The sequence below is a fragment of the Photobacterium sp. J15 genome (assembly GCF_963870815.1).
GTDB classification, from domain to species: domain Bacteria; phylum Pseudomonadota; class Gammaproteobacteria; order Enterobacterales; family Vibrionaceae; genus Photobacterium; species Photobacterium marinum.
Genome location: NZ_CAWMUI010000002.1, coordinates 1,338,266 through 1,362,031, shown reverse-complemented (window position 1 = coordinate 1,362,031; position 23,766 = coordinate 1,338,266). Strand labels below are relative to the sequence as shown.

The 23,766-nt window shown below is 43.7% G+C and carries 25 protein-coding genes; 12 read left to right on the top strand and 13 right to left on the bottom strand.

Features of this window, described 5'->3' with window-relative positions; genetic code table 11:
• Window positions 1-48: 48 nt before the first annotated feature.
• Both nrdG and AACQ93_RS23095 read left to right on the top strand, forming a co-directional pair.
• On the top strand, window positions 49-531 hold the full coding sequence (gene nrdG, locus AACQ93_RS23100; protein WP_064609210.1) for an anaerobic ribonucleoside-triphosphate reductase-activating protein: 483 nt from the start codon (window positions 49-51) through the stop codon (window positions 529-531).
• A gap of 202 nt (window positions 532-733) precedes the next feature.
• Window positions 734-997: a DUF2960 domain-containing protein gene (locus AACQ93_RS23095; RefSeq protein ID WP_064609208.1), complete on the top strand. Its 264-nt coding sequence runs from the start codon at window positions 734-736 to the stop codon at window positions 995-997.
• A gap of 22 nt (window positions 998-1,019) precedes the next feature.
• Here AACQ93_RS23095 and AACQ93_RS23090 read toward each other — a convergent pair whose 3' ends face one another.
• The 5 genes from AACQ93_RS23090 to AACQ93_RS23070 all read right to left on the bottom strand — a co-directional run bounded on the left by AACQ93_RS23090 (window position 1,020) and on the right by AACQ93_RS23070 (window position 4,550).
• Complete coding sequence (locus tag AACQ93_RS23090; RefSeq protein ID WP_064609206.1) at window positions 1,020-1,802, bottom strand: ceramidase domain-containing protein; 783 nt, start codon at window positions 1,800-1,802, stop codon at window positions 1,020-1,022.
• An 85-nt stretch (window positions 1,803-1,887) separates the two neighbouring features.
• On the bottom strand, window positions 1,888-2,295 hold the full coding sequence (locus AACQ93_RS23085; RefSeq protein ID WP_007468458.1) for a globin: 408 nt from the start codon (window positions 2,293-2,295) through the stop codon (window positions 1,888-1,890).
• 154 nt (window positions 2,296-2,449) lie between these two features.
• A complete protein-coding gene (locus AACQ93_RS23080; protein WP_064609204.1) occupies window positions 2,450-2,797 on the bottom strand; it encodes a nucleotide pyrophosphohydrolase in 348 nt (115 codons plus the stop codon).
• A 90-nt stretch (window positions 2,798-2,887) separates the two neighbouring features.
• Complete coding sequence (gene rarD / locus AACQ93_RS23075; protein WP_064609202.1) at window positions 2,888-3,799, bottom strand: EamA family transporter RarD; 912 nt, start codon at window positions 3,797-3,799, stop codon at window positions 2,888-2,890.
• A gap of 154 nt (window positions 3,800-3,953) precedes the next feature.
• On the bottom strand, window positions 3,954-4,550 hold the full coding sequence (locus AACQ93_RS23070; RefSeq protein ID WP_064609200.1) for a class I SAM-dependent methyltransferase: 597 nt from the start codon (window positions 4,548-4,550) through the stop codon (window positions 3,954-3,956).
• Window positions 4,551-4,781: 231 nt separating this feature from the next.
• On the opposite strand from AACQ93_RS23070, the gene AACQ93_RS23065 reads away from it, so the two are divergent.
• Together AACQ93_RS23065 and AACQ93_RS23060 are read left to right on the top strand one after the other, a co-directional pair.
• Complete coding sequence (locus tag AACQ93_RS23065; protein WP_007468468.1) at window positions 4,782-5,135, top strand: DUF2750 domain-containing protein; 354 nt, start codon at window positions 4,782-4,784, stop codon at window positions 5,133-5,135.
• Window positions 5,136-5,311: 176 nt separating this feature from the next.
• Entirely contained in the window at window positions 5,312-5,560 is a 249-nt protein-coding gene (locus tag AACQ93_RS23060; RefSeq protein ID WP_007468470.1) for a hypothetical protein, read from the top strand.
• A gap of 110 nt (window positions 5,561-5,670) precedes the next feature.
• On the opposite strand, the gene AACQ93_RS23055 is transcribed toward AACQ93_RS23060, so the two are convergent.
• Entirely contained in the window at window positions 5,671-6,426 is a 756-nt protein-coding gene (locus tag AACQ93_RS23055) for a 1-acylglycerol-3-phosphate O-acyltransferase (RefSeq protein WP_007468471.1), read from the bottom strand.
• 535 nt (window positions 6,427-6,961) lie between these two features.
• Between AACQ93_RS23055 and AACQ93_RS23050 the strand changes: the two genes are divergently transcribed.
• The gene (locus AACQ93_RS23050; protein ID WP_198160245.1) at window positions 6,962-8,581 is read left to right on the top strand and encodes an amidohydrolase; all 1,620 of its coding nucleotides are present in this window, start codon (window positions 6,962-6,964) and stop codon (window positions 8,579-8,581) included.
• Between the two features lie 295 nt (window positions 8,582-8,876).
• Here the strand turns inward: AACQ93_RS23050 and AACQ93_RS23045 are convergent, their stop codons facing one another.
• Window positions 8,877-9,353 (bottom strand): GNAT family N-acetyltransferase, encoded by a 477-nt coding sequence (locus AACQ93_RS23045; RefSeq protein WP_064609198.1) that lies wholly within the window; start codon window positions 9,351-9,353, stop codon window positions 8,877-8,879.
• A gap of 247 nt (window positions 9,354-9,600) precedes the next feature.
• Between AACQ93_RS23045 and AACQ93_RS23040 the strand changes: the two genes are divergently transcribed.
• Both AACQ93_RS23040 and AACQ93_RS23035 read left to right on the top strand, forming a co-directional pair.
• Window positions 9,601-10,056, top strand: coding sequence for an NlpC/P60 family protein (locus tag AACQ93_RS23040; protein WP_084419504.1), 456 nt, complete (start codon window positions 9,601-9,603; stop codon window positions 10,054-10,056).
• Window positions 10,057-10,182: 126 nt separating this feature from the next.
• Entirely contained in the window at window positions 10,183-10,695 is a 513-nt protein-coding gene (locus tag AACQ93_RS23035) for an aminoacyl-tRNA deacylase (protein WP_232323384.1), read from the top strand.
• Window positions 10,696-10,821: 126 nt separating this feature from the next.
• Here the strand turns inward: AACQ93_RS23035 and AACQ93_RS23030 are convergent, their stop codons facing one another.
• The 3 genes from AACQ93_RS23030 to maoP form a co-directional block, all read right to left on the bottom strand.
• A complete protein-coding gene (locus AACQ93_RS23030) occupies window positions 10,822-12,804 on the bottom strand; it encodes a flavohemoglobin expression-modulating QEGLA motif protein (protein ID WP_064609196.1) in 1,983 nt (660 codons plus the stop codon).
• Window positions 12,788-13,816, bottom strand: coding sequence for a glutathione synthase (gene gshB, locus AACQ93_RS23025; RefSeq protein WP_064609194.1), 1,029 nt, complete (start codon window positions 13,814-13,816; stop codon window positions 12,788-12,790). Before gshB ends, AACQ93_RS23030 begins: the two co-directional genes overlap by 17 nt.
• Before the next feature lie 127 nt (window positions 13,817-13,943).
• A complete protein-coding gene (gene maoP / locus AACQ93_RS23020) occupies window positions 13,944-14,294 on the bottom strand; it encodes a DUF413 domain-containing protein (RefSeq protein WP_064609192.1) in 351 nt (116 codons plus the stop codon).
• A gap of 159 nt (window positions 14,295-14,453) precedes the next feature.
• Between maoP and hdfR the strand changes: the two genes are divergently transcribed.
• The 3 genes from hdfR to AACQ93_RS23005 all read left to right on the top strand — a co-directional run bounded on the left by hdfR (window position 14,454) and on the right by AACQ93_RS23005 (window position 16,212).
• Window positions 14,454-15,314 (top strand): HTH-type transcriptional regulator HdfR, encoded by an 861-nt coding sequence (gene hdfR / locus AACQ93_RS23015; protein ID WP_064609190.1) that lies wholly within the window; start codon window positions 14,454-14,456, stop codon window positions 15,312-15,314.
• 297 nt (window positions 15,315-15,611) lie between these two features.
• Complete coding sequence (locus AACQ93_RS23010) at window positions 15,612-15,773, top strand: hypothetical protein (protein WP_198160243.1); 162 nt, start codon at window positions 15,612-15,614, stop codon at window positions 15,771-15,773.
• A 253-nt stretch (window positions 15,774-16,026) separates the two neighbouring features.
• The gene (locus tag AACQ93_RS23005) at window positions 16,027-16,212 is read left to right on the top strand and encodes a hypothetical protein (protein WP_064609188.1); all 186 of its coding nucleotides are present in this window, start codon (window positions 16,027-16,029) and stop codon (window positions 16,210-16,212) included.
• Window positions 16,213-16,714: 502 nt separating this feature from the next.
• On the opposite strand, the gene brnQ is transcribed toward AACQ93_RS23005, so the two are convergent.
• Together brnQ and yjjG are read right to left on the bottom strand one after the other, a co-directional pair.
• Window positions 16,715-18,007: a branched-chain amino acid transport system II carrier protein gene (gene brnQ, locus AACQ93_RS23000; RefSeq protein WP_064609724.1), complete on the bottom strand. Its 1,293-nt coding sequence runs from the start codon at window positions 18,005-18,007 to the stop codon at window positions 16,715-16,717.
• A gap of 412 nt (window positions 18,008-18,419) precedes the next feature.
• Window positions 18,420-19,094: a pyrimidine 5'-nucleotidase gene (yjjG, locus tag AACQ93_RS22995; protein ID WP_064609186.1), complete on the bottom strand. Its 675-nt coding sequence runs from the start codon at window positions 19,092-19,094 to the stop codon at window positions 18,420-18,422.
• A gap of 224 nt (window positions 19,095-19,318) precedes the next feature.
• On the opposite strand from yjjG, the gene ribA reads away from it, so the two are divergent.
• Window positions 19,319-20,371: a GTP cyclohydrolase II gene (gene ribA, locus AACQ93_RS22990; RefSeq protein WP_007468499.1), complete on the top strand. Its 1,053-nt coding sequence runs from the start codon at window positions 19,319-19,321 to the stop codon at window positions 20,369-20,371.
• A gap of 70 nt (window positions 20,372-20,441) precedes the next feature.
• On the opposite strand, the gene AACQ93_RS22985 is transcribed toward ribA, so the two are convergent.
• Window positions 20,442-21,197, bottom strand: coding sequence for a substrate-binding periplasmic protein (locus tag AACQ93_RS22985; RefSeq protein ID WP_007468501.1), 756 nt, complete (start codon window positions 21,195-21,197; stop codon window positions 20,442-20,444).
• 79 nt (window positions 21,198-21,276) lie between these two features.
• Here AACQ93_RS22985 and AACQ93_RS22980 point away from each other — a divergent pair, with 79 nt between their 5' ends.
• Window positions 21,277-23,724: a hybrid sensor histidine kinase/response regulator gene (locus tag AACQ93_RS22980; RefSeq protein WP_064609184.1), complete on the top strand. Its 2,448-nt coding sequence runs from the start codon at window positions 21,277-21,279 to the stop codon at window positions 23,722-23,724.
• The last annotated feature ends 42 nt before the right edge of the window (window positions 23,725-23,766 follow it).

Genomic DNA, 23,766 nt, shown 5'->3' with positions numbered 1-23,766 from the left:
TTTAAGAAGTGCCGGTTACGGCACTTCTTGTTTTTGTGAGTGGATAAGATGAACTACCATAACTACTATCCGGTTGATATCGTCAATGGTCCGGGCACACGTTGCACCTTGTTTGTTTCGGGTTGTGAGCATCAGTGCCGAGGCTGCTATAACCAGAGTACCTGGCGCCTGGATAGTGGTCATCCGTTTACTCAGGAGATGGAAGATCAGATTATTCGCGATCTGAATGACAATCGAATTAAGCGTCGTGGCCTGTCATTATCCGGTGGTGATCCATTACACCCGGCCAATGTTGCTGATGTACTTAAACTGGTACAGCGTGTAAGGGAAGAATGCCCGGGTAAAGATATCTGGTTGTGGTCCGGCTATGTGCTGGATGAGCTGACAGAAGTTCAGCGTAAGGTGATCGAACTGGTTGATGTGATGGTGGATGGTAAGTATGTCCATGAGCAGCGTGATCCGTCATTAGTGTGGCGAGGCAGCGAAAATCAGGTTATCCACTATTTCAAATCAGACGATGTGGAATGTTAGTGTCATATGAACAATAAATAGGCACTTATATGAGTTATCCACTGAACCTGTGTATAAGTGTGGGAAAAGGAAGTGTATGACTTCATTTGCAACCTGTTTTTTCATCGTGAAGCTGATTTATTGAGCGCTGAATTAGTTCTTCTTTAATACTGAAGCTGGTTAAGGTAAATTTCACCCCTTCATTTTTGCTGTTGGAGGCATCATGTCCCGTACCATTATCTATACCTATAAGGAACAAGAGAAAGAGTTAGCGTTTTCTTATAGCCAATACCGTTCAATTCATGAAGCCGTGGCTGCTGCCGAAGGGATTGATCTGACTGAGTATCTGAAAATGGAACAGCAGGTTGAAGCCGTTTCTTCTGGCTCTAAGGCGGTGAGGGATTTTCGTGACAGCCATTTTAGGAAGCTGGGTTTTGGAAAAATTGCCTTAGCCAAAAAAGAACATCGTGGTATCGGCGAGAAATAAACGATTTAATGAAAAGGGCTGCTTATCTGCCCTTTTTTAATACCTGACGCTTTTTCAATCCCCAGTAGACAAAATACCCACCTAAAGCTGCGAATAGATGTTTAAAACTGTGGCCGCTGAAACCGTTGGTCAGTTCATAAAGCAGTTCGTCATTTGACTCTGCCCACTTAGATATAACATAGGAAACTAACGCGAAAACGTAGCATCTTCCGTGACTGAATTTTGCTTTGAACAAAGCAATGATAACCGGAAGGTGGATGATGGGAATAACCTGAACCAGAACATAAGCCGACATATCTCCCCTTCCTGTTGTGATATCCGTAATGTACCAGTAAACAACAGAAAGCGTGCTGTATACGATGAGAGGCAGCAGCAGGCGCTTACCAAGGCTCAGTGAAATATATTCTGCCAGTACAATGCAGTAAAGCGCCATAAATACAATGCTGAGGGCAATACGATCGATCATAAGACTGAATGCATCTGGAACCAGATGATAATAGCCTGAGCCGATACAGACTGCGATAAGCCCCCAGAACATTGTCAGGTATGCATTGCGCATCGTCGGCTCAAGAGTTAGGGTTTCAGGCTTTTTGACGTTCTTGAGAGCAATGATACCGACAAGCGCAAAAGGCAAATTTGTTATCACATTCCAGAAGTTAGGGATCGATAAGATCGTTCTTTGATCTGCATAGTCGTAAAAGTTCCGGCTCTGATGGATAGGGGAAAAGAAAACCGCAAGCAAGGTGAGAATAAGGGCTGATAGTATTAACAGCCACAAGCGGTGACGGTGTTGGAGTTTTATCATTACATTAAACTTCAATTACATGTGAGCGATTCCGTAATTAAAGTGTAGTGGGTTGCAGTAGATACCTGATTTGAACTGGATGAAACTATTTTTTTGCTGCGCATTCCTCTTTCATAATTGCGATACCCAGACTGAAACATTTTCTCCATGCCTGTTCAATTTCACTGTTATATTGGTAGTCACACATTTTTACAGCTTCCAGCAGGCTGGTGAGCCATATATCAAAATCGAGCGGCTCAGCTCCGATACCATCTGGTCCATGGCGCTTACCAAGTTTTTTTACGTAGTCCCTGGCTTCTGCAGATGTAGATGCCAGCATTATCATTGAGATTGAAGCTTTCAGCATCCGGTATTGCTTTGACATATCGACGTTGGAAAACAGTAGCCTGAAGCGGTCGTCTTTTTCGATAAACAACTCATAAAACAAGATGATAAAGTTCGGATCTTTCTGACATCTTGCGTAGCTATCGTTGAATGTCTCATGAAAGTTCATGTCATTTTCTCCGGAGCTGTTCTGACTCACAACTAGTGAACTTGGGGGAGCGAGTCACTATAAGTAATTATCCGCTTGATTTTTATATAAGCAACTGTGTGCAATTTAAGTGTGAACCCTGAACAGTTTTGTATTGCTTTGGGAATCAGCTTACTTACAGCTCATTGTATTTTTTTGCGCTGCCATAGCATTTCTCAACTGGATATTTATTTCGGTTCTTTTCCAGCTTAGTTTCGCAGGCTTTGATAATATCGACATCACAACGATCTGCCAGTCTTAGCAGGTACATAAACACATCAGCCATTTCTTCCTCAAGATGAGTTTTCTTGTTGTGAGGAAGCTGTTCGCTCTGCTCTGGCGTCAGCCACTGGAAAATCTCGGTAAGCTCGCCAACTTCACCACTCAACGCCATTGCCAGATTCTTCGGTGTGTGGAATTGATCCCAGTTACGCTCAGCAGCGAATTGAGCTAATTGTTGTTGAATATGCTTAATATCAGACATATCGGGTTCTCATAAAGTACGGAGTGCAAAGACTTGGAGCTGATTATGTAACAGCACCGCCGTGCAGGCGGTGCTTTATATGTGAGAATCTTACAGCGTTGCGCTTTCGGCCGGGCTGAACTTTTTGCGGAATGTACTCTGTAAAGCTTCCAGTGTGCAAAGCAGTAACCCCAGCCAGATGAAGCCGAAGCTTACTGCTTTTACTTCATCAAATACTTCGCCGAATAGCATGATAGCGAGCAAAAACTGCAAGGTAGGCTCAATATACTGCATCAGACCAACCATGGTCAGGCTGGTGCGGTTCAAGGCCAGTGCAAAGAAGATTAATGGTGCCAGTGTTACCGGAGCTGCACCAATATATAACAGCAATGTATTCGTATCTGCAGACAGCGCGACACTGTCACCTTTTATCCATAGTGAAGCCATGAAGAGCAGGGCAAAAGGAACCAGCACGGCGGCTTCAACCGTAACAGATGTTAGTGCATCATAACGAATATACTTTTTGCTCAGGCCGTAAAGGGCAAAGAAGCTGCCCATAATCAGTGAAATCCAAGGAAGTTCACCATAATGCCAGACTTGGTAACCAATACCGCCAATGGCCAGAACGACTGCAGCCACCTGGGCCTTTGAAAGATGCTCCTTAAGGAATAGAACACCAAGTGCTATTGCAAACAGAGGGTTAATAAAGAAGCCCAGGCTTGCTGCCAGTACCTGATCATGAGTCAGAGCCCATGTAAATGCATACCAGGATACACACATGATGCAACCTGCGATTGCTGACATCAGCAAGGAGCGCTTATCCGCCAAAATTGTTCTGATGGTCGGAAGTGGGCGACGTATCAGCCACATAGCAAGCAGCATAAACGGTACTGAGAAGATAATTCGTAAAGCAAGCAGTTCGTTTATATCTGCTTGCGGTAAAAACTGGTAATAAAGAGGCAATATGCCCCATAAGACGAACGAAAACGCCGCTAAGGCATTGCCAGCGCGATGTGATTGCATAAGTTGGCCATCCAAAAATTAGCAAGGGTGACAGAAGGAAGCAGACAGGTATTTTGTCATTTATCTATCTCGGGATAAAGCAATTTGTGCGACAAATAACTTGCTGAAATATAAGCAGTAATAACTAATTGGAATAACAATGGCTGAGGTGGAATTATTTCTTCATGGCAATAATGGTGTGAACCAGCCAGGGACGTTTTTTTCCTGTCAGCTGGGCAGAAAACTCCTGTTTCTCTTTCCATGACACAATATAAAAATCACTTAACAGTTGTTCGATTTCATGTCGGGTATGAGTGAGTACCGGTAGCTCTTCATCTATATTGATATCAACGGCGCTAATAAAGTGGCCGCAGAAGATGCCGCCGCTGTACAGGTTGTTTTCAATTTGTAGCCAAAGCCTGGAAAAATCACTTTTTGGGCAGAAGAAAAGGCAGGCGCTGGCATTGATCAGGTGGGCTCGAGGAAACTCAAATTCGCTAAAACTGCATAACTGAACATCAAGTTTCGGACTTGCCGCAGCCAAGGGGTGTTCAGTTAGCATTTCAAGGCACTTAATATCATTATCAAAGGCAAAAACCTGATAATCTTTCTCAAGTAAGTAAATGGTGTCTCGCCCGGAGCCACAACCACAGTCGACGGCGACTTTTTCTTGGGTCAGATTACACAGAACATGGTGGGCCTCAATCAGGTGTGCACGGGGTGCCAGTGTCTTCTGGTTACTCAGGTAATTCAGCCAATCAACTGTTGCCATGCCCTGTTCCTCTTAATCCCTATCATCGAATTAACCTCAAAGCGTAACGGTTAATTATTAGAATATAGAGTACGGTGACGAATTTGGTATAACTGCCTGCCAGCCAATAAATTAGCTCACTCCATTACAGCGAATTTTGTTATTATTGTCCTATCAACAGAAACGCGGTGGTAATGATACCGGGTTCTGTAATGAGTGTATGCCATCTGGCAAAAATGAAGAGAGAATACAATGACTAAGTTAACCGCAGATATTCAGGCAAACAGCGATCTGTTTGTTGCAGAAACAAAAGAGACCCTGAAGGTATGGGGCCTGTGCAACGAAGAGGGTGACTGGTTATCTGTTGATTCTACTGAGTACGAAAATTCAGAGGTAATGCCTTTCTGGTCAAATGAAGAGGATGCCAAACTTCATTGTGTTGATGAGTGGGAAGAGTTTGAAGCAGTAATGATCCCGCTGGATGTGTTCGTGGAAGACTGGATGATCACTTTGTCAGAAGATGGTGTTTTGGTTGGCATGAATTGGAACGCGCAGCTGGAAGGTCAGGAGCTTGAACCTTCTGATGTGGCTAAGCAGTATCTGTAAGCTTGTCGTTCTTTCCTGTAAACAGGAATAGTAAAGAGAGAAGGCCGTATCATAACGATACGGTCTTTTTGTTTGGCTTTAACAGGTACTTATCTAGATTGTTATTACCCTTAGTTTATAGATGTTAATTTTATCAGCTATATTTACAATAAGTCATCAAGCATGAGGGTAGCGTTATGGTCCTTTCAGAATGTCGCCAGATGATGGCAGAGCACTCGTTCACTGAAGCTCGTCTTGTTCACGATTTTTTAAGTGCTGGCTGGAGTATCAATTTCAGGGATGCGGAAGGAAATGATTTCCCGCTTACCGACAGCTATGGAATTCCATGTAGCTATGACTCGCTGAAACAGGCAGAAGATGTTGTTCATCAGGTTGGGGATTGCCCAATTCAGATCGACAGCTTGTTCCGCTTTGCTGAGCGATAACAATCAGACTCGTCAGGAATACCAAAATAAGTTGTAACGGCGCAGGCGTGATTCTAATGAAATAAAAAAGAGCATCTGAAGATGCTCTTTTTGCGCTTGGTCCAAACGGATCAGCTTGATTTGACTTCCACCGGAATGCGTTCCAGTTCAAGTTGTTCAACTTCGGCATCCAGCTCGGCAATCTTGTTTTCCATCATGGCATGGCACTTATCTGCCAGCATTCGGGCATCATCCATGCTGTACTGAGAAACATCAATCGGTTCCAGCATTTCGGCAATAACAACGCCGTTATCTTTACTGCTTAGAGAAATTTTGTTGTGGGTTGAACTGACACACATAGGGATGATAGGAACACCAGCTTCAATCGCCATGCGAAATGCACCGGTTTTGAAAGGCAGTAAACCTCGACCTTTGCTTCGGGTGCCTTCAGGGTACATCCAGACTGATAGGTTGCGTTTATGAATTGCGTCCGACACCTGCTTGATGGTGTTTCTGGCTTTGGTTTTGTTCTCACGATCAATCAGTATGTTCCCCGTGATCCAGTACAAAAGGCCAAAGAAGGGTACCCAAAGCAGGCTTTTTTTGCCGATAGAAACTGTACGTGGTTGCAGCATACCCGGCGAGGTAACAAAGTCGAAAATATTTTGATGGTTCGAAATGTAAACGCCTTTTTGGACATCAGCTACCTTTTCGGTTCCTCGCTCAATGACTTCAAGGCCGACAATTTTTCGCAGAACTCTGAACCACTGGCAGAAAAAATGTACGTGCTTTGGATCCCGGGGGCTGAAAAGACAGTAAACCAGAGCAAATATCGTGGTAATGATGATAAATATTGCCGCTAAAATCATGCGGATAAAAGAAAGCACAGTCACTCCTTTGTTACTTGTACATCTACCTGATGTATACAGGCATACCTTACAGTAGAGAGCAGAGGCGTTGTATCGTCACTTTCATAAACACAACAAGTCTGGCTGAAGATACTCATTGCCTGTACTAATCAGTACATTTATACCCAAATGAACTCTATGAATCCGATCCTGAGATCACTTGGGTATAATATTAATCTTCAAAAAATCACAATCAAGTCAGTTAGTAAGCAACTGATTGTTCACTATTATGAAATGAATTTTACTCAAACGCTAGTTGATGAGCTTGTTCATTATTTCATTATGGGCTTAATGTCCATGAATTGACCTTGTTTCGACTTAATCGTAGTCAGAAAGAAAGAGAAATCAAAAAAATAGCATCTTCAGGATAGTAACTGTTGAACCCTGCCTGATGTTTTGTTCTGATACCCAGAACAATAAGAAACAAAGTGCTTAGTGGATGGTTATTACTTGTAAAATTAAATGGATTTTATTGCTTCTTGCATGTGTGTGTAATTTAGGGGCATCTCCTGCTTTGGCAAAGCTTTCCCGCCATGCTGATACCGTTATTATTAATGCCAATATCTATCAGAAGAAGGGAATGGACTCGATTGCTGTCACTGACGGTATGATTAGCTTTGTTGGTAATTATGATGAAGTGAAGGGAAAAATAACGCAGACCACAAAGGTTATTGATATCGATGGTCGAGCGATTTTACCTGGCTTTATTGATTTGAATAACCATGTATTTGAAGAGGCTTACGCGGTAGAAGGTAGTTGCCCGCTGCCTTCAACGGATGATTACTCTGAACTGGCAGGAGTGCTGGAAAAATGTGCCGCTGCGATACCTGAATCAACATGGGTGATAGGTTTTTCCAGATTGTTACCTCGGATGAATAAGCCTTCATTTATGCCTAAGCAGTGGCTTGATAAGTTTATTCCTGAGCGGCCTGTGGTACTGATCGATCTGAGTTCGGATATGGTATGGGTTAACTCGCGTGCGTTGGAAACGGCTCAGCTTAATCGCTACAGCATTAACCCACCTGGTGGCAGAATCATAAAAACTGCTGACAAAGCGTCACTCACTGGTGTTTTATTGGGTTCTGCCGGTGAAAAAGTGATCAGTCGGGCCAGGGCTGCACATCCTGATCTTTGTCATATTAATTACCCGAATGTGGTTCATGGGTTGAAAAATGTGACGCGAAACGGGATCACAACACTCGGTGATGCTCGCAGTTACTGGCATCGTGGTTGGAATCGGGTTTGGGAAACTATATTGGCTAATGGCGATTTGTCGGCCAGGGTTACGGTTCGGCCGTGGCTTTATCCCCATTTGTCCATGAAAGAACAGCTTGATTATTTCTCTGGGATTGCTCGTCAGGACTTAACTTCGAGGTTGATCATCAATCAGGTCAAGGTGAATCTTGATGGAAGTTATACCGCGGGTACAGCTAGATTATCAGAACCGTATTTGTCACCGACGTTAGTATCTGAAACCAATGGTGTGTTTTATATTTCGCCTTCAGAGCTGACGGCCTGGCTAGAAAGGCTGGATAAAATTGGTTTCGGAGTCAACATTAATGCGACCGGTGATGAAGCGGTTAAAGCATCGTTGAATGCGATTCAGGATGTCCGTCTTCAAGATATTGATCAGGTTTTCTCCATTCATTCTCAGGGAGTAATAAGCCGTGAGGATGTGCCTCGTTTTGCTTCACTCAATGTCTCGGCTGATTTTCAAATTGGTAATATCACTGACTCTACCGTGCTCTCAGAGAGGAGCAGAAAAAATCGCACTCTGGAGGACACATTAATGCCGGCGTTATCTGTGGCCGGAGCTAACGTAACCCTGAGCAGCGGTTGGGCGACTTCGCAGTTTTCACCGCTGAAAGGTATTGCCAAAAGCCTGAGTATGGGAAGCCAAGGTTTTTCTGACATTCAAATGGCTATTGCGGCATACACGATAAATCCTGCGCGAGCCTTGGGGCTTGAGGGGATTACGGGAAGCATTGATGTCGGTAAATCTGCGGATTTCGTTATCCTTGATCAGGATATTACGGAGCTTAAACCTGAGCAGATACCCCAGGTTAATGTTTCGTTGACCATGCTGGAAGGTGAAATCGTTTATCAGAGTGAGTCAGACAAGAGAGGTGCATAGCTGTGCAATTGGGAATAGTTATGTAATTTAGAATGGTTGTGTGTCTCCATAATTATTTAAAGATAAATACGTTAATTTCAGTTCAGCTATGAAGTCAATCCCATCTGTGACTACAAATGCAAATATCGCTGGAATTTTGTCACTATAAGCGCGATAAAGAGACTAGATTTTGACACAGCAAATAGCAGGCATTAGTCAATGCAGCTCGTTGTGCGAAGTCTCTTCTGTTGTGTGGAGTTTTAGAGGCGAGCAGGGCTTCGCCTCTCTTTTTTTTGTTATTGCGAAACGCAAAGTATTAGAGTTGCTTGACCATGTTATAACGCTCAAAAGCAACGTTGTTTCGCAGTGAAATTTCCTCTTCGATCAGTTCAAAACCAAGTTGCTCAAAAAGACCTTTCGATACCTTGCTGGCGGTGACACTAAGGCTTTTCTGTCCTTTGCTCCGGGCAATGGCTTCAAGAGTGGCGCAAATTTGTTTGCCTATTCCCTTACGTGAAAATTCCGGCAGTACATAAAGTAATGTCAGGTGGTTTTCCGGATGAAGCTGGCCAAAAGCAACTGGCTTGTTTTTGTCGTCTGTCGCAACCAGGGTATGACCTTGACCAAGTAATTCTTCGAACTCATCAGAGTTATTCTGCGGATAACCGGCCCAGATTTCGATTTGCTCAGCAGAGTAATAAGGACTTCCAAGTTCTGTTGCTGATTGTTGGTATATTCGGGCAAGAGTGCCGATATCATCGCTAATGTATGCCCTGAGTGGAAATATTTGCATTTGGTTATCTTCCCTGACTTGTGTTGATTGCATAATTTATCTAAGTTTAATGCGATTTATATCATGCCACATAGTGAGGAGTTTTTTCTTCTGGGCTGAAATTTGTAATTGAATTTGTTTGCCAGCAGAGTTGCAGATAATACGTGATGCTTGTTTGGTTTTATCCGGATTTATCAGGGATGTAGATGTGAGAAACAAGAATAAATTAACGAGTAAGCACGGTTTAATAGGGCTGCTCTGTTTTTCTATGTTGGTGCTTTCCGGTTGTGTGTCTAACAGTCATAACGAAGCCTATAAAACTATGTCAGCTGGTGGCGGGGATGAGAAAACATCAGTATCAACCGGAGCTTTCGGGGATGTTTATGCGTCATGGAAAGGGACGCCATACCGGCTCGGAGGCAGCAGCAAGCAGGGTATCGATTGTTCCGCCTTTGTTCAGGTAGGTTACTCTGATGTATTTTATTTCATGTTACCGCGAACAACCGCAGAGCAGGCAAAGTTGGGTCAGTGGATCCCATTGAGTGAGGCAAGAGAAGGGGATTTAGTCTTTTTCAAAACAGGCCGAAAAGTCAGGCATGTCGGCATCTATTTAGGTAATGCTTCGTTTCTTCATGCATCGACTTCACGCGGGGTGATGATCTCCCGACTCGATAACCCGTATTGGCGAAGCGCTTTTTGGCAAGTGAGACGCGTGCGAACATAGGTGTAATGCTAATACTATAGCCAGATCAATTTTACTCTGAAAAGTTGCCATATAACCTCGCAAAAACAGCTATCGCCTCCCATACTTTTGCTGTAGGAATAACTTCCCCTGGAGGTGATTATGGCCATGGCAATTACAGTAGGACAATTCCTTAACAGTCATAATGTGGATTTCAGTCTTACTAAACACCGTCATACCGACACATCTTTCAGCTCTGCTATCTCTGCACATGTTCCGACTTCGCAAGTTGCGAAAGCCGTTATGCTCAAGGATCAGGATGGTGAATACCTGATGGCAGTTGTTCCATCTAATCGGCGTGTGATGATTGATAAAATCAGCCGTATGATGGGTAAACAGTTTTTCCTGATCAGTGAACATGAACTGTCAGATATATTTCAGGACTGTGAACCGGGTGCTGTTCCGTCGTTGGGACAGGCTTATCAGGTTGATATGCTGCTGGACGATCTTCTGCTTGAGCAGAATGAGTTGTATATAGAATCTGGTGATCATGAAAATCTGATCCACCTCGATAGCAAGCAGTTCCATAAAGTGATGCAGGATATCCCCCATAAAAACATCAGTGGCTACCGTATGATGTTTTCACAAGAGCATGAAGGCAGGCAGTGGGAGTGGGAATAGGAATAGCTAAGCCGGAAAGATGAGTTGTTAAGCTTATGAAAGCTGATAGAAAACACCCGCAAGTGTATTAACCTGCGGGTGTTTGTTCAAAGCTTGCGATTAAGGTGTGTCATTATTCGTAAGTGCTTACTTTATGCAGTTCAGCATGAAATCAATAATCGGATCATCTCCTGCTTGTTTCATCAGCGCCTTCGGCATGAATACAGGCTTACGCAGAATATCCCTGGTGATCAGTTCATCAAGTAAGGGTTTAAATTCAAACCCGGTTTTGCCGACAAACAGTGAACTCAGATCTTCCTGACGGTAATAAACCAGCGCATCCCGTAATCCCTTCAGGTACAGATAATCCTTGGTAAAGCCACCGCCCCGGAAAGCGCGGGCTGTTACTGTGAATGCCTCATCTTTGCACAGGTTATAAGTAAACTTCAGGTGATTGTAGGTATCACTGAAGCTTTCGCCGCGAACCATGAAATCAACAGCCAATACACGCAGTGCCAGTATCTTCAGTCGGTGCAGCGGGAAGCTGCCCGAAAGATGCTCACACAAAATTGCCAGCCCTTCCTGAGTATGTGTATTGCCTGGCAGGCCGAGTTTAAGCACTTTCAGTGGCTGTTGATCTGCATTCACACTGGTGACCAGATGCACGCCCATTTCATGATGGATCAAGGCATTCAGATCTTTCTGTGAAAACCGGCTGTTCAAGTTAATCTTAATCGTTCGGCCGCTCACCATCGCCCGGGCAATCAGTTTTTGTGTGCCGACAATCTTGCAGGGAATATCGTAATCTTTTGCTGCTTCATGAAAAGCAGCAATCGCATCCTGAGCACTGATGAGTTCCGGCTCCGGCTCTTCATACTCCCTTGCATGGAGGATAAAGTTAGCGTTGGCAATATCCTGCTCATCAGGCTGGCCGTAATAGCGTAGCGAGTTATAAAGAAACTCGTCATGGCCGATACTGGTCAGCAGATCAATTCGCACAGCCAGCTGATCAATTACCTTACGGTACATTTTCTGGATATCAGCATCGCGAATATCCTCAACCGGCAAGCGATAGAGCTTTTCCCTGAATTTGTACGGATCAATATCCAGTTGCCGATAGGTAAACCGGGGTTGATATTCGTGTGGCTTCAGGAAGAAACGACGCTTTTCCTGCTTGAGGTTCATCGGGTTGATATAGCTCAGTGTATTAATGCCTTTCGCAATTGAATACAGCTGGCGATCCAGCTTGATAACCTCTCTTGGTAGTTTGGAGGCCAGCACATCACTGCCAGTGACTCGTCTTACCTTTGTTCTTCGAACTATGGTTTCTGCTGCGTGCTCTGTGAGCACGGTTTTCATCGCTTCTTTCAGTTTTTCGATTACCAGCGGGAAGTTCTCACCACGGTTTTCGTCCATGTAGATCTTTTTCACCTCAATCGGCATGATCAGGGTGTTAGTAAAGTTCTCTTTGACGAAAGTGGCTTGGTAGCCCATGCCTTTGAAAACATCATTCGCTTTTGCCGAAACGTCAACATTTGGCAGCTCAACTTCATTGAGTCGGCTGACTAACTGTTGCAGTTCTTTATGCCATCTTCTGCCGTTGACTTGCTTCGTCCCCAGGTTAAATACCGGCGTGTCTTTTTCGATGCGACGATAGTTGTATGAGTGGATGTCATACAACAGGCAAAGTCCGAAACGCTCTTCAAGGGTTGCGATAAGGCAACCCAAGATACGGTAGTAACAAGCATGCTTTGCTTGTGACACATTACGTTCAACGTCCGTTAAATCTTCAGACCAGACTTTGCGTCCCCATGCTTCATCATAGATACAACTAACTAGTGGCCTGTTCAGGTCGTATTCGTAACGAGAGTCCTCACCCTGCAATACAATTGGTAGCGATGAAATGAAGTCGCCGGTAAACGGGTCTTCTTCGAAGTACCGCTCTTCTTCGCTAAGCGCACACTTAGGGATCAGGTCACCGCGAAGGCGGTGACCATGATGAATTGCTGTTGCGATGTAAGGCTGATATTCACTGATTCGAATAGTCAGGCTTCCATCGTTAAGCTGGGCTTCAAACGGAATACACTGCCGGATTTTATCCAGCACTTCAGCTTCAGTAAGTTGCAGCATCTGCAATCACCTTGCGGTATTCGTTTTTGCGAGCGATGCTAACTTCTTTGGCAACTACGACGCTTTCGACAAAATCCAGTACGTTACGCTGCAGTTTTGTTCGGTTCAGACGGTTGATACGGGTAATACCACCCGGGCTAAGTACATTAACTTCAACCAGCTTGCCTTTAATGACATCCAGACCGACAAAATACAGGCCGTCGCGAACCAGTTTCGGACCGATGTGCTTGCACAGGCGCAGTTCCTGTTTTGTTAAGGTGTGCTTCACTTCTTTACCGCCGGCATGAATATTCGAGCGAACATCACCAGCTGCCGGAACCCGGCGCATAGCACCGATAGGTTCACCGTTCAGCATCATGATGCGAACGTCACCTTCTTCGGCCCCTTCAATGTAATCCTGCAGAATTACGTAGTTTTTATCGTCGCCGATATAGAAATCAAGCAGTGATTTAACGCTTGATTTGGCATTTTTTTCTACCAGGATTACGCCTTTGCCGCCATAGCCGTTCAGCGGCTTCATGATCATGCGGTCGTTGGGCGTTTCATCCAGCACTCGCTCCAGATACTCACGGTTTTTAGATACGTGAGTAACCGGAATAAATTCGTTATTCGGATCAGGCAAAGATGTTGTGTAAAGCTTGTTATTAGCCACACGCAAACCGTCGATATCGTTCATGATGAAAGTATGATCACGAACGGAATCCAGGAAGTTCAACGCCATGGTATCCAGCGGCGGGTTAGCGCGCATGAAAATAACATCAAAGCCAGCCAGCGGCAGCTGAGCCTTACGGAACTCGGCCTTACGGTAAAAACTTGGAATGTTGCTTGATACTTCACCTGGTTTCAGCACTTTACAGAAGGCGATAGCCGTACTGTGGCGCATGGTAAGGTTATTGGGCGTTGTAATTGCCACCGTATGGCCACGGCTTGCAGCTTCGTGGATCAGGCGCAGTGTTGAATCTGTTTCTGGTTCAACTTTGTCCCACGGGTACATTACAAAACAAATTTTCATATCAGTTTTCCAAGTAATCTGTCTCTTGACAGTGTGATAATAGAATAAAGCCATCGCACTGAAGTGGATGGCTTTATTATTTTTATTATTGAAATAAATAAGGGTGAATACTCACCCAGTATAAGCGTTAGTAATCCAGGTCTGTATCACTATCGCTGTCGTTAGAGTCGTCTTCGAAACGGCTGACCGGCTTGCGTTGCGATTCACATAAGGTATAGCTTCTTACCTTATTAGACGTTTTATTTATGTACTTGAGCCAACACTTAGCATAGTCAGACTGAATATTTAACTCACCGTGAATAGCAGCTATGAATTGGTGTTCAGAATTAGAAACCGGTGTCAGCGTGCCATCATACAAGCCGCGCATTGTACGTCCGTAATCTTCTAGCAACCTGGCTTCAGTTATCGTAAAAACACCTGAACGGTTGAAGCCACGTGGGAAATTTTTATCGTCGTAAAATTTGCCTTCACTTCTCATTAAATTGCTTCCTGACGAGATTTTCGCTGATATTCGTTCAGCATCTAAATGTTGTAAAACAAAATATTTTCGTCGTGACGATAAAAAATATTGATTAATACTTAAAGGAAGCAGAGTGTATTATTGATTGTTTAACTATTTCATTAGTTGAGAATATAAGTGGATACTGAATTACTCAGAACGTTTCTTGAGGTAACGAAAACCCGCCACTTCGGGCGGGCAGCAGATAATCTGTTTTTAACCCAGTCAGCGGTCAGCTTCCGTATACGCCAATTGGAGTCCCAACTCGGCAATGAGTTGTTTTCAAGGCAGCGCGGCAATGTTCATCTCACCGCTGCAGGTGAGCGTCTTCAACCTTACGCTGAGGCAATCTTGCAGACCTGGGGAAGGGCGAAACAGGATGTCGCTTTATCGGAAACCCTGAACACTCAGGTGACAGTCGGTGCATCACCGATGTTTTGGGAATTTGATGGTATATCGGACTGGATTAATCGTATCTATGCCACCGTCGAAGGCTTGGCATTACGATTAGAATCTGTGCCGAGAAAAAGTATGGCGAAACAGATCCTGGATAAAAGTATCGATGTCTCTATTACCAGTGAGCCGCCACGTATTGAGAACTTGCAAGTAACAAAAGTTCGAGATTTCCAGTTGCAACTAGTGACTAAAGATCCGGATTGCACGATGGAGAATGTTAGCTCGTATCCGCTAGTGTTTTTGGACTGGGGAACTCGTTTTTCGGTAGAACACAGTCGCATTAGTGAGTTGCAGAAAACGCCGATAATGCATACACACTCTAGCCGGATGGCATTGGAGTATCTGCTGAATAACCGTGCTGTCGGTTACTTGCCATCGCCGGTTGTGGCGCAAAGTGTTGAAGAGGGTGTATTACATACAGTCGCCGGTGCGCCGGTAATGGAGCAGTCACTCTATCTGGTATGGCGTGAAGACAACGATAAAGAAGGGCTGTTGGATGCAATGCGTAGCGTTCCTTTCAATACTGTGATTGAGAGCGTGTAATAAAAATTTCTTCTCGTCAGCAGTAAAAAATCTTGTTGTACATCATTCGGGTTTTTCTCGTACCCTCCGCTCCAGAGGAGGGTAGTAAAGCCCGATGAAAGTCTCAAATACCTTATTTTTTATGATGGTGCTGGCACTTTTTGCTTCAGGACCTGCGTTGTTTAGCATTTTTGTAATACACGACTATTATTATTCAGTAAATCTCGGTAATGATGTGTGGCTTGTGACTACCATCGTTGCAAGTATTCAATTAATCAGTAGCATTTTTTTACTCTGGAGTTATTTCAGGAAACGAACATGGCTAAGTTAGATCAAAAATTCAGCAAGGGATCGCGTTCTAAACGTAAATTTGAATTTGAGGATGATCTTCGCGAATTTAATCAGAACTCAAGGAAGAAAAAACGCCGAACAGCAAAACAACGTGATGAATTTCCAGAGTATTACGACGATTCATATTGATTCAGGTCGTCAACTGGTAAATCTTTCAGCTCTGAATCTGAGTTGACAGATTCAAACTGACTATAGTGAAACCGGAGTAGCTGACTCCGGTTTTTTTATAAACGGCATTAAGGAGCTTGGTAAGGTATTGAGTGTGATGGCATTTTGACCATTGGGTGCAGATAAACGCCCCGCTGGGTAGTTGTGATCAATATTTCTTATCTGGTTTGGGGTATACTGCCCGCAGTTAACTTGAGAAAGCAAGAGTAGTTACATGCTGGATAATCTGAGTATACCTGAAGGTATTGAGAAAGAGCCGGAGCTGCCGGTACCATCGATCGAAGAGCAAAAGCGTATTGTTGCTGAGCTTAAGCGTCTGGAAGAGGCTGGTGAACTAACACCTGAGATTCTGGAAGCGTTTATGACCGGTAAGGAAACGTCGGAGCAAAACGATCAATAATTCCATTGTGGAATTTGAATTTAGAAACGGCGCCTGCAATCAGGCGCCGTTTTTTATTGCCTGTTGTATATAACAATATTCTCAGTTTCATCATTTTTCAGTTTTTTGTTATACAAAATCCATAACCATCACATCTCTAAACAAAAAGTGTCAAATACCTGTATTGTGTATGTCATGAATTTGGCACCCGGAGCATTCATTTCATAGTGAAAAGTGGTTGGATTTAGAAGAGGAAATGTGATGAAAATATTGTTTGATACTAAAGGCAGGAATAATCGCTTTAAAGTCGTCAAAAAGAATCGGCAATATTATTTATATGAAAGAAAATTTGGCTTTTTCTGGTTAAGTGACGGCAATACTTATGAGTCGAAGCAGGATGCCACACATGCCATACCATTTTGACTGACGTTTTCTCTTTTCCTTGCTGATATATTCAAGAAAGCTCCCTCAGACATCGATATGTTGGGGGAGCTTTCTAGTTTGTTGAGTTCGAAGCTGCAGGTTAACCCATCACAGGTTGCTGGTTTTGTGCTGGTTTATTGGCTGCGAACAGGAAAACAATCAGAAGTACGCAAGGTGTCAGCCAGCTCAGATGGTGCTGGTAAAGCGGCATCCATTGTTGCAGGAAGCTGTCTGTTGCAGTATTGAACATATTCAGTACAGAAAATGTGTCTAGTGCACCAAAGATAAAGGCGGTAAATACCAAGTATTTCAGCTTCTGGTTTTTAGTCAGAGACAAAGATGCTGCCAATACCAATGCGATTGATACAGGGCACAGCATCAGAATCAGCGGCAGACTCAGAGTGATTAGCTGCTCAAGACCGATGTTAGAGACAATAGCCGTCAGAACCGTAACGATTGTTGCGGCTTTGGCAAAAGGGAAGTTGTATGTTTTTCTGAAGTACTCGGCGTTAGCATTTGTCAAACCGATAACCGTGGTCAGGCAGGCCGTCAGGGTAATTGCTGCCAGTAGGATTTGCCCAATTGGTCCCAGAATCGCCGCAGCATACAGTGTCAGGATTTGACCACCATTCGTCGCATCAGCGGCAATCGCTGAAGAACTGGCACCCAGATAGCCCATCGCCAGATAGCAAGATGACATCAACACCATGTAAATTGCAGCGACAATGTAGCTGTAATGGCTGATTCGGGTTTTTTCTTTTACTCCCTTATCTTGAATGGCTTTGATAATTACCCAGCCGAACGCTACGGCAGCGATCGCATCCAGCGTCATATAGCCTTCAATTAAACCGTTAACAAGCGGGTTTTCACGGTAGCTTTCTGTTGCTAGGCCAGTTGTACCCTGAGGGTTAAACATGGCTGTGATAACCAGTACACCCAGCATAATAATCAGAGCCGGTGTCATGAACTTACCAATAATATCGACGATTTTACCCGGCTTGATCGCAAGCATCAGGCTTAAGGCACAAAAGCATATAGAAAAAGGCAACAGGTAGTTTTCAGTAGTAAAAGGTTTAATGCCCATTTCATAAGCAACAGTTACCGCGCGCGGAAGAACAAATGCCGGACCAAGGGTGGCAAAAACCGTCAGCCAGAAAGAGCGCTCAAGCCATTTGGGAAGGGCATCAGTCAGCGCATTCACAGTCGATAGACGACCAAGCACAATGATAGTCATCGCCGGTAATCCAACAGCAGAAATCAGAAATCCCGCCATTGCATTCAGCCAGTTATCTCCGGCTTGTTGAGCCATCATTGGTGGGAAAATGAGGTTACCTGCACCCAGGAACAGCGCAAAGGTCGTAAAGCCAATGGCTGTGATATCAGTTTTTTTCAATGGAACCACCTTCAACTTTGTAATCAGCAGGGTGGTGAAATAGAGAAGGGGAGACTCTGTTTCCGCCAGCCATGCTGACGAAAACAAAGCCGTCAGCGTCAGGAAACGACGACGACGACAGAGACAAGTGTGTAAGCGCCACAAGTTATCGCTTGTGGACAATCGAACTGATTTTCAGTGATTGGGTATCGCATATTACACACCAGGAATTAATCTATTGTGTATTAACATAATGTTAGGAAGATTGACTGTAAAGCATTATTTCTCTCTAAACTGAAATAAATATCCAGTGAAAATCCCTATGGATAATTCGGTTTGTCTTTAAGATATTGATATTTAGGTGAATTAAATGCGAGATAAAACACAGGCCTGACCAAAATTTGAAGGTCAGACCCTATTAATTGCTGATGATTTAACCAGTTAGCAAGGTGTTTAATTCATTCAGTGAAGAGACTTGATAGTTTGGTTTTATACCTTCCGGCACTTCATGCCCATGATGGTTTAACCAGCAAGTATGAATACCTGCGTTCATTCCGCCCAAAATGTCGGAGTGGGGATTATCGCCGACCATCAGCACTTCTTCTTTGTCTGGCTCTCCCATTTTGGAAAACGCGTAGTCAAAGATTCCGCGATCAGGTTTGGCGATACCAACCTGTTCTGAGATGACCAGGGTGGAGAAAAAGTCCTGAAAACCGGTTCGCTCCAGTCGGATTTGTTGAAGGTCGGTAAAGCCATTGGTAATGATACCCAGTTGAGCTTTATGTTTTAGACTGTCTAACAGTTCTTTCGCGCCGGGTAGTGGGGCACAAATATCTGCCATTGCGGTCAGAAATGCGCTGTTAAGTGTCTGAGTTGTGACTTCAAGCTTTTCAGCCCAGGATTGAAAACGAATGTTTTGCAATTCTTCCGCATTAATCACGCCATTTTGGTAATCATCCCACAGAGGCTTGTTTACTTTCTGATACTCAATAAAATCTTGCCGGGTAAAATCGATACCAAAGCGAGAAAACATGATATTCAGTCCTTTGAATGCATCAAAATGAAACAGCGTTTCATCAGCATCAAAGAGGATCCATTTATATTTCATTCGTTATCATCCGTTATCAAATCTATCTCTTATTTTTGAGCCGGCACATTCTATCTTTGTTGCTCACTTTAAAGCTAGTGATTTGTCTGAATACCTAATTAGTCTAATTTTGTTGAACTATTGTTAAATTAACTATACTTGGAGGTATGCTTTTGCAGGCATACCGTTATTCCGGAATTCGAAATTATTTTATTTGTTGTTTAGACGCAAAGGAGTGACAGTGAATGATTGATGAAATAAAGTTTTATGAGCCTCAGGATAGCTACGGTTTTTTATCAAACTTTGCCCCGGCACCAATAACATTGAGTGATGTGGTATGGCCTACCAGCGAACATTACTATCATGCACAGAAGTTTGTTGATCCAGCAATTCAGCAGCAGATCTTCAATGCGGAAACTCCGGACGAGGCGTTTAACTTAAGTCGTCAATATGCGGACCAGGTTAAGGATGACTGGATGGAAGTCCGCGAGGCTGTTATGCGTTATATTGTTTTCGAGAAATTCCGCCAAAACCCTCGTTTGGCGCATTTGTTGGTTAGTACTGGCGACCGAGTTTTGACGGAACATTCGCATAAGGATGCGTTCTGGGGAGATGGTGGTGATGGGAGTGGCCGCAATACACTCGGTAAAATTTTGATGGAAGTGAGAAACTACTTCTCAAATAAGGAACCATACAACCTGGTGCATTTTGTTGAGAGCGCTAAGTTGCCAACCCAGTGGGGAACATTCCAGATGTATGGCTTTGTAGAGCAGGCGACAGGTAAAGAGCATCTTGCGCTGGTATATGGTGATTTGGATCCGGATACACCACCACTGATACGCCTTCATTCTGAATGCCTGACCGGTGATGCTTTATTCAGTGCCCGATGTGACTGTGGATTCCAGTTGTCGCGTGCGATGGAGAATATCGTCAATGCAGGCAGTGGTGTGTTGTTTTATTTGCGCCAGGAAGGTAGGGGGATCGGATTGATTAATAAGATCCGCGCTTATCATTTGCAGGATCAGGGAGCCGATACTGTAGAGGCCAATGAACGACTTGGTTTTGCTGCGGATATGCGTGATTATTCTTTTTGTCGCGGAATGCTGAGTTTCCTTAATATTAAGTCTGTTAATTTAATGACGAATAACCCTCGAAAGGTCCGGGCAATAGAGAGTGCCGGAATTAAGATAGAAAAACGGGTTCCGCTACAAGAAGGGAATAATCCTCATAATGAAAACTACCTGAAAACTAAAGCCGCTAAATTGGGCCATATGTTTGATAAAGAATTTATAAAATAAATACAGTAGTTATATTTTGTTATAAAAACAGCCATCGAGTCTGATGGCTGTTTTTAAATTGATTTATGTCTTAATAGTGGCTGATAATTTGATCAAGTTTTCCGGTCGATTTCAGGTCTTTGAGGCGTTTATTTATAAAATTTTGAATTTTACTATCCATCTTCGGATCAAAAGCTAAGTAAATAGGATAGTCAGGAATGACTGAACTGAAATTTTGAATATCAAAATCCGCTAAGGTTTCGTTTTGTTTGGTTAGGTTATATTTAACACGGGAAGCCATCTCTACAAAAGTGGTATCACCCGGCAGCTTTTTAATTACTCGAAATGCGGCGTTGTAGTCTTTTACCCGCAGTTCTTCAACCTGACCTGAATTGAAATAAGGCATCAGTTGAGGATAGTCGAAACCATGTAATACAACGACGACTTTATCAGTCAGATCATCCATCGACTTAAACTCAAAGGGATCTTTATGGCTGCTGACAAGTACATGCCTGACATTATAGATTGGAAGATCTGACAGGTTTTCTGCCTGCACACCTCCCCAGTCTGGGCTGCCATAAGTAACCCAGTTGGGTTTGCCTCCTGCCTCAAGTAAGGAAATCATACGGTTGAAAGGATAAGTATGATAGTCCATCTCATATTTGCTGTCTTTGAATATGGCTTTGACAATGTCTGTAACAATACCGCTGTGTGTACCGTTAGCGTTTTCTATCTGAAATGGTTCGGCTTGTTTGGCTATTACGTAATAGTTGATGGTGTCGGCGCTTACACTAAAGCTTGAGCAAGCTAACGTTAATGCTGATGCAATCGGAAAAAATTTATTCATTTTGTATCCTTACCTTAACTATCCTGTTCAAAACGCTATTATTATATTAGTTGAGTATGCATCAGATGCGAGTTTAGGGATGAACAAAACGTATCAGCAAGAAAAGCCAATGCGTAAACTGGGGATAGCAAAACAACTTTTAATTTCAATTTTGTTAATTAGTACCCTGTTTACTATATTTACGACTTGCCTGAACCTCTATCTTGATTATAAGGAAGAGTTGGCAAGTATTGATGATCGTTTTGTACAGATAGAAGAAAGTTTTCTTTCAAGTCTGGTATCGACCCTTTGGGTTGAAGATCGTGAGCAACTCATGATGCAGGCGGAAGGGATCATGCATTTTCCCGCCATCCATTATCTGGAAATTAAAGACGACAATGGCATTTTTTTGCAGCTCGGTGCTGAATTGCCTAAATATATGCACGAGAAATCGTGGGATATGGTTTATAAAACAACCAGTCGAGAATATAAACTGGCAACACTGACTGTTCAGTCAGATCTTTATGTTGTTTATCAGGGGTTGTGGGATAAATTCCTGATTTTGTTGCTAAGTCAGGCGGTAGAGATATTTGTTATTGCTGTTGTTATCACCCTTATAACATATCGCCTGATCGTTCACCCCCTTACTCTGATGTCCCGGTCTGTCAGTGAGTTCGATGACAATAAAGTTCCAAAGCCTGTTTATCTGGATGAACGCTGGTTTGATGATGAATTCATCACTTTATCTCAACGTTATAACCAGTCTGTTTGCCAAATCAGGGAAAACTACATTCAGCTTGAAGAAGCCCGCGAGATTGCAGAAGAGGCAAACCGTAAGAAAAGTGAATTCCTTGCGAACATGAGCCATGAAATTCGAACACCGATGAATGGCATTATCGGTTTGTCATCTTTGATGAAAGAGATGGAGATGCCAGCTGATCAGAAGGAGTATATCAGTATGCTCCATACCTCATCCTTGTCATTGTTAGATCTGATCAATGATATTCTGGACTTTTCTAAGATCGAAGCCGGTAGGTTGGAACTCGAACATACAGCTCTGAACCTGTTTGAGTTGAACAAAGAAGTCGAATCTGTGTTCATGGTTCGCGCTGCAGAAAAGCGGCTGGCATTTCAGTGCTCCATTGATCGTAGTATCACGCCGATGTTGCTGGGGGATGCAACTAAACTTCGTCAGGTACTGAATAACTTGGTTAGTAATGCAATTAAGTTTACTGACCAGGGTTATGTTCACTTGCAAATCCAGCGTGAAAATGAATCGCCGGAATCAGTAACAGTCAGGTTTGAGGTCAGTGATACTGGAATAGGGGTACCAGCCGATAAACATGACGCTATCTTTGATAAGTTTCAACAGGCCGATGGTAGCACTACCCGAAAATATGGCGGAACGGGTCTTGGTTTGGCTATCTGTCGTGAGATCGTTCGCATGATGGGCGGAGAACTTAAGATTAGCAGTGATACTGGTAAGGGCAGTACGTTTTATTTTTCGGTGATATTAGAAAAGAATGTGTTACCTGAAGCCGAGGAAAATGACAGAAAGCTGTTGTCAGAGCTTAATGTACTGTTGGTTGATGACAGCATGTTGAATATGCGGATCACGTCTGCTCAGCTGAGTAATTACGGAGCCAAGTCGACTTGTTGTGAGGATGCCGTTAAAGCCGCTGAATTGGTTATGGACGCCCTGGAGCGCAAGCAACCGTTTGATTTGATTGTGCTGGATAAAATAATGCCAGAGATAGACGGTTTTGACCTGGCTCAGCAATTAAGAGTCCGGTTTGCTGAGCAGTGCCCGAAAATGATGATGGTATCGGCTGGCCCTGAAATGGGGGATGAAGAAAAAGCCAAGCAAGTTGGGATTGGCTCTTATCTGGCAAGGCCATATAAAGAGAGCAGCCTGAAGTGGGCCGTGCAGCATGTACTCAGGGCTTCTTTGTCGAAAGCTAATATCGATTGCAATGAACATGTCTCGGGCACTCAGTCTGTAGGCGTTGATTATCCGGCACCGTCGGCAGAGACGATTAAACAAGCTTCGCAGCCACAGCAAATGCCACAACAAAGCAGGGCAGCAGAACTTGGGAGTAATCAACAAGTAGGTACAGCTACTGGTGGCGGAGAGCCTCTGCCTGTTGTTCTGGTTGTCGAGGATACGGCCGTTAACCAGAAAGTGGCCAAAATGATGCTGGAAAAGCTGGGTGTTCGGGTTGAAATTGCAAATAACGGGGCAGAGGCAATATCACGATTCCGTGAGCAGTCGTTTGATGTCATCTTTATGGATTGTCAAATGCCTGTAATGGATGGTTTTGCTGCCACAAAAGCGATTAGAGCAGAGGAAACTGAAGGGCATCGGATTCCAATTATCGCGTTGACCGCTAATGTTGTTAAAGAAGAAAAAGAAAAATGTTTTGCGGCGGGGATGGATGACTTTGTGTCTAAGCCAGTGAGTCAGAAAATGCTGGCCGTTATGCTGGAAAAATATTTGTCGGCGACGGCGGAAAAACTCAATGAGTACCTTGCTTTTCAGCGGGATTAAGAGCGTTCAGGAAACAGGCAGGAATGTATGGGAATGTCACTC